7 protein-coding genes are annotated in these 6,000 nt (G+C 49.0%); 2 read left to right on the forward strand and 5 right to left on the reverse strand.

Features of this window, described 5'->3' with window-relative positions:
• Positions 1-96 precede the first annotated feature (96 nt).
• From AC5I6P_RS10905 to AC5I6P_RS10920, 4 genes are all read right to left on the reverse strand, one after another.
• Positions 97-1,260, reverse strand: a complete 1,164-nt coding sequence (locus tag AC5I6P_RS10905; protein ID WP_495693783.1) for an LptF/LptG family permease — start codon at positions 1,258-1,260, stop codon at positions 97-99.
• Between the two features lie 21 nt (positions 1,261-1,281).
• A complete protein-coding gene (gene lptB / locus AC5I6P_RS10910) occupies positions 1,282-2,010 on the reverse strand; it encodes an LPS export ABC transporter ATP-binding protein (protein WP_495693784.1) in 729 nt (242 codons plus the stop codon).
• Between the two features lie 48 nt (positions 2,011-2,058).
• A complete protein-coding gene (locus tag AC5I6P_RS10915) occupies positions 2,059-2,598 on the reverse strand; it encodes an LptA/OstA family protein (protein WP_495693785.1) in 540 nt (179 codons plus the stop codon).
• A 260-nt stretch (positions 2,599-2,858) separates the two neighbouring features.
• Positions 2,859-3,758: an SDH family Clp fold serine proteinase gene (locus tag AC5I6P_RS10920; protein ID WP_495693786.1), complete on the reverse strand. Its 900-nt coding sequence runs from the start codon at positions 3,756-3,758 to the stop codon at positions 2,859-2,861.
• A gap of 183 nt (positions 3,759-3,941) precedes the next feature.
• Between AC5I6P_RS10920 and AC5I6P_RS10925 the strand changes: the two genes are divergently transcribed.
• Entirely contained in the window at positions 3,942-4,895 is a 954-nt protein-coding gene (locus AC5I6P_RS10925) for an alpha/beta fold hydrolase (RefSeq protein WP_495693787.1), read from the forward strand.
• Positions 4,892-5,455, forward strand: coding sequence for a hypothetical protein (locus tag AC5I6P_RS10930; RefSeq protein WP_495693788.1), 564 nt, complete (start codon positions 4,892-4,894; stop codon positions 5,453-5,455). Before AC5I6P_RS10925 ends, AC5I6P_RS10930 begins: the two co-directional genes overlap by 4 nt.
• Before the next feature lie 336 nt (positions 5,456-5,791).
• On the opposite strand, the gene AC5I6P_RS10935 is transcribed toward AC5I6P_RS10930, so the two are convergent.
• Positions 5,792-5,875: a hypothetical protein gene (locus tag AC5I6P_RS10935; protein WP_495693789.1), complete on the reverse strand. Its 84-nt coding sequence runs from the start codon at positions 5,873-5,875 to the stop codon at positions 5,792-5,794.
• Positions 5,876-6,000 lie beyond the last annotated feature (125 nt).

Below are 6,000 nucleotides of genomic sequence, written 5' to 3' on the forward strand. Positions count from 1 at the left end.
GAGCGATCGATCGCATCTAAAACTTAACTTTTGATGAGATCGCGCCCCAATTGGCGCTGCTCATCGGTGAGTCGCTACGCGATCGCAGGTGAAGCCTTATCTCGCCGCTCTAGCTAACAAGACTGAGCCGACCGACAACCCTAGTATCGTCGGCAACCAAGCCGCGATCGTTGGAGTAAGTACCTCTAGTTGTCCCAACGAATCGCAGATAAACGACAGCAAATAATACGTAAAAATAATAATCACGCTGATTGCAAAACTCGTGCCTTTCCCGGCTCGCTGAGGCCGAATGCCGAGCGTTGCCCCCGTTAGCCCAAACACTAGACAGACAAACGGAAACGCAAACTTCTGCTGAATTCGTAGCTCCAATTTACGAATTCGCCGTTCATCTCCGCTTTGCTTGACGATCTGGAGGTAATCTCGCACCTCCTGAATATTCATCTCTGCCGAATCCTGTTTTCGGTTCGCCAGATCTAACGGTGTTCGAGGAAGCTGAATCTGCTGCTGATCAAATCGCAAAATATTGCGATACGACCCGTCCGGGGCAACGATATAAATCGTACCGTCAAAGAAATCCCACGTACTCTGCTTTCCATTCCAAACCGCAGAGTTTGACGTCACGATTTGATTTAAGCCCACTTGAGAAAAATCGAGAACCGTCAAGCCCTTCATACGTTGCCCGTCAAACTCTCGCGCATAGAAAAGCCGCTCTAGCATCTGCGCTTTGCTGCCATCCGGCTGCTTCACATTTCTCATCTGCTCAAAGCGAATATTCCGTTCTTGAAACCTCGGTTTATCCTGCTTCAGAGCACTTTCGAGCGTGACCCCCGCTTGATACTTCGCCGCCGGAACGATCCCTTCATTAAAACCAAACGTCAGCGCTGTCACGAGTAAACTCAGCACGATCGCGGGAGCAATCAACCGATAAACACTAATTCCGGCACTCCGCAGCGCAATCAGCTCGCTGTCCGTCGAGAGGCGCGTGTACACCATCAGCGTCGAGAGCAGCGTTGCCATTGGAAAGGACAAACTGACGAATTCTGGCAGTTGCAGGAGAAACACGCGCCCCGCGATCGCAAACGGCAGCCCCAACTCGGTCATCTTCCGAATCAGGTCGAACACACTGCCAACCGACACCAAAATTGACGAAAATGCTGCCACCCCAAAAATAAACGGACCGGCAAACTGCTTAGCGATGTAGCGATCGAGAACCGAGATCAGCGATCGCCGTACCGGACGAGTGTTAGAAAGGCTAGACATGGTTACGTCCTGATGAAGCGGTCAAGGCTGAAAGGCGTCACCCAAATAATACTGGCGGACTAACGGATTATTGTAGAGTTCTTCGGTGTTACCAGAGGCAAGAATTTGCCCATCACGCATAATATAGGCTCGATCGGTGATTGATAAGGTTTCGCGGACATTGTGATCGGTGATCAAAATTCCCATCTTGCGATCGCGCAGATCTGCCACAATGTCTTGAATTTCGGCCACTGCGATCGGATCTACTCCTGCAAATGGCTCGTCCAAGAGCAAAAATTTTGGCCCCTCAATTCCTGTTGCCAGCGCTCTTGCGAGTTCTGTTCGTCGTCGTTCACCGCCTGAAACTTGGATACCAAGAGTCGAGGCCACTTTTTCGAGCCGAAATTCTTTTAAGAGACTGTTTAAGCGATCGTTCCACTGCCACTGTGGAACCTTGGTCTGCTCTAACACTAAAAGAATGTTGTCGCGAACGCTGAGTTGACGAAAAATGCTGGCTTCTTGCGCTAAATAACCAATGCCCAATCGGGCACGCTGGTTGATCGGCAGCTGAGTCACTTCTAGATCATTAAGCCATACTTTTCCACTGTCAGGCTTCTCCAACCCCGTTGCAATATAAAATGTCGTCGTTTTACCCGCGCCATTGGGTCCCAAAAGCCCAACCACCTCTCCTTGCGCCACCGAGAGACTGACGCGATTGACAATCGTTCTCGCGCCGTAGGACTTATGGATGTTCTCTAATACAATCCTCAAAAACTAACTCCTAAAACCTCGTAGATGAGCTGAGAAAAACAGGCGAAACTATCGATTGGGAGAAGAGAAGGCTGGCTTTGAATTAAACGGCGTTGGAGCAGGACGAGGAATCGCAGGTGTGTTTGGAGTTGCAGGCGCAGTCGGAGCCGTGGGGGTTTCGGTAACAATGTAAATCGCTTCTACTTGCTTATTCGCTTGAGGTAATGCCAAAAACCGTCCCTCATCCACAAGATAAGTAATTTGCTCTCCTCGCAGACTATTGCTTTGCTGCAGCACGTACACATCTCCGGTCAAAACAATGCGCCGCTCTTTGCTAAAGTACACAGCTTGAGCCGAGGTTGCCTGAATTTGTCGTGCCGGATAACTAATCTGAACATTCCCTTTGACCACGACAACACCCGTTCTGGCATTAGCTTCGGTGCTATTGCCTTTAATCGTTAAGGGCTGCCCAGTTTGAGCGATCGCGAGGGTTGAACGGCTAGCCGGATTAAACGAACTACCAACAATGGCAACCGCAGCAGCTAAGCTGGCAGGAAGAAAAACACGAGTAACGGAGCGAATTGAGAAGCGGCGCATAGCAGATCGCATATCAGTTAAGAGGTGAGCGGGAGTCGCAGTGAACTCGAATATAGCACTATAGAAGTTTAATCACTTCTACCAAACCTGATCCTCAAGCAATTTACCGAAGATTACGGATAAATTATTTGACGCTAAATCGGTAGGCGAAGTTTCGCTTAAAAAATCGAAGCAAATAGACTTCTGTAACCAGTTTAATAGAGTGCCTCTCAACCTTACAGAGCGGTAGATTTACCGCTCTTACTGCTCAAGACAATAGCTCTGCAAAAGATTTAGCGATCGCTGGCTCTTGCGCCTTCGGGTAATGGTCTGCCTTTCGGTACGGGAAGGACAGGGCGACGATCACTGTAGGGCATCGGAATGTATTGCACCGAAGGACGCCCGCCTTGAGGCTGAGGGTATAGTTCCATCAAATCGTAGATTTGGGTTGGCAGTCCAACTGTGATCGGTAAACCCATCTCTGTTGCTTCCTCAACCGTAATCGGATAGTCGTGAGTCACCTGCCCTGTTGTGATGGCATCAACAATGGCATCGATTTTTTCGGGTGCCACCTTCGGCTTTGGAACCGAGTCGTTTAATAGCGTCCGTACAAATCTCTGCACCTGTCTAATTGCCTTACGGGAAAGATCTGCCATGATCAAGGTCTGATCGTCGATTTCGCTGATGGGTTTCTCTTCTACAACCTTGAGAATGCTGGCAGCCGGAAAGTTGCCTAGCTGCGGATCGACTGGACCTAGTACTGCATTGGCATCCATCATAATTTCGTCTGCGGCTAATGCCAGCATGGTTCCGCCGCTCATTGCATAGTGAGGCACAAACACCGTCACTTTTGCCGAATGCCGAATTAATGCCCGTGCAATCTGCTCTGTCGCCAGCACCAGTCCGCCGGGGGTGTGCAGAATTAAATCAATTGGCACATCGGGAGGCGTGAAGCGAATTGCCCGGAGCACTTGCTCAGAGTCTTCGATCGTAATGTAGCGCGACAGGGGAATTCCCAGTAGGCTAATCGATTCTTGACGATGCACAAGCAGAATAACGCGGCTATTTCTCTGGCGTTCAATCTCTTTGAGTGAGCTGAGACGACGCGATTCAGTCCGACGGCGCTGAAATAGGGGTTGAAGGGAAGAGAATAGGAAAAATACCCAGATTAAATCGAAAAAGCTAAATGTCATAGGATTAGGATTTAAGGCTTAGAGGAGACAGGGCTTCAGTCTTAGTGGTAACGGTTTCCTCAGGTGGAAATGTCTATCTTGGGAGCTAAATCTGATCCTCTCTGATCTCCTCTTTACTCATCTCTATCCTCTCCCGTCTTTGTCTACAATCAAAAAGCAGGTTTTAGCAAGACGAAGGCAACTGTGACAGACGCTCTACACTGGCAGCAGCGCATTGGAAATCAGCGCGATTGGGTTTGGCGAGGTTGGCAAACGCGTTATACCTATATCCGATCTCAATCTCAAGACACGGCTCCACCTCTGATGCTGCTGCATGGATTTGGGGCGTCGATCGGGCATTGGCGACACAACTTGTCCGCCTTTAGTCAGCACCATCCGGTGTATGCGTTAGATCTACTCGGATTTGGGGCATCTGAAAAAGCGATCGCATCTTACAATGTGACGCTGTGGATTGAGCAAGTCCACGATTTCTGGCAAACCTTTATCCACGAACCCGTTGTTCTGATTGGTAATTCGATCGGCTCTCTCGTGTGTCTCGCTGCTGCGGCGGCGTATCCTGACATGGTGAAGGGCGTTGTGATGTTAAATTTGCCCGATTCCTCGGTGTTAGATACGCCGAAATGGGTACAGTTGGTCATGGTTGCTTTGCGCCCGATCGCTGCTGCTGGCAAACGGGTTGTCACGCTTCCGTTGATTTTTAACCCCTTGTTCAAATTGCTGCGGAGCCGAGCGGTGGTTCGAGCATGGGCAAACCAAGCTTATGCCACACCGAGCGGAATCACCGATGAACTGATTGAGATTTTATCGATACCTGCTTACGATCGCGATGCTTCTAAAGCGTTTCGAGCCATGGTAAATTCTCCAAAAGCGACTCATTACACAGCCCGCTCGATTCTGCCGACGTTGGAGATGCCACTGCTGCTGTTCTGGGGACAAAAAGATCGGTTTGTACCGCCAAACCTGGCGGCTTATTGCGTCAAGCTCAATTCGAAGCTGGAACTCGTCCAGGTTGACAATGCGGGGCACTGTCCTCACGATGAGCGCCCGGAGGAAGTGAATCACAAAATTTTGACTTGGATTAATGCTTGGTCAACCCGTCCGATGAGTGCCCATTCTTCATTTACAGAAATTGCATGACTGTTAGTAAGCCTTTAGAATCGACACAAACTGTTTTTCGGATTTCTCCTTTAATTCGCATTACACTGCTGAGCCTTTATGTCGTGCTGACAACGCCACTCCCGTTTTTGGCAGACGTGACGGATGCACCTGTGCCAGCCAACGGGCTGTGGGTTGGAATTGCGATCGGGGCACTCATTCTCTTTGGCGTCTTAAGCGAACGAGTGATTGTCGATTCTGAGGGCATTCAAGTGACTTACCCGATTTGGGTTCCCCGGTTTTTTCGTAAAGGTTGGCAACTCGCGTGGTCAGATGTGAAAGCGCTTAAACCTCGCACGACCGGACAGGGCGGGTTGGTCTACTACTTGCTGACCCAATCGGGGGAAGGATATCTTTTACCAATGCGGATGGTTGGATTCTCTCGATTTGTCGATCGCGTGCAGAAAGAAACAGGAATTGATACGCGAGATGTCAAACCGCTCTCTCAGCCCTGGATGTATTTCATCTTGTTGGGGTTGACGATGCTGCTGTTACTGGTCGATGTTTGGACAATTTGGACGGCGACAACACTCAAACCTTAATGCTTGAAGACGGTATTTGAGGCAAAAGATTCTCATACGACCCATGCTTTGGAGCAACTGGAACGATCGGCGGAAAGGCAGCGTACCTCCGATCTAAATGGTATACAACCCATACCCACTAGTCGCAGCGATTTGAAGCGCAATCTGAGCGAGTTCTACAAGCATTACATCAATCTGAGCAATCTAAACTCCAAATGAGATAGCGATGATGGTAACTAGTTACTTACTGATCACTAAATAATATTTCTGCCTGAAAATTCTGTTAGTTTCTTCAGGTGTTTGTGTTGACAGTATTGATACTGTTATCAACTTCATTTCTATTCATAACGACATGTATCACTGTATAATCTGGCGATACCGGGCTTCAATGAGTGAATAAATGCTGTAAGCAATCAAGCCTAATGCTACGATTCCTAGCACCCAAGAGCCAAAGGGTTGCCGAGCTAGAACGGCTAAAGCTTCTCCTACCCTTTCACTTCAGTTGCGTCTGAATAGACTTAATCGGAAATAGGCAGTAGTCGAAGCCAGACAACAAGAGGCTTTCA

This window comes from Myxacorys sp. (assembly GCF_059501405.1).

Coding starts and splice junctions, on each gene's coding strand:
- AC5I6P_RS10905 (WP_495693783.1), bottom strand. CDS start 1,260: ATGTCTAGCCTTTCTAACACTCGTCCGGTACGGCGATCGCTGATCTCG.
- AC5I6P_RS10915 (WP_495693785.1), bottom strand. CDS start 2,598: ATGCGATCTGCTATGCGCCGCTTCTCAATTCGCTCCGTTACTCGTGTT.
- AC5I6P_RS10920 (WP_495693786.1), bottom strand. CDS start 3,758: ATGACATTTAGCTTTTTCGATTTAATCTGGGTATTTTTCCTATTCTCT.
- AC5I6P_RS10930 (WP_495693788.1), top strand. CDS start 4,892: ATGACTGTTAGTAAGCCTTTAGAATCGACACAAACTGTTTTTCGGATT.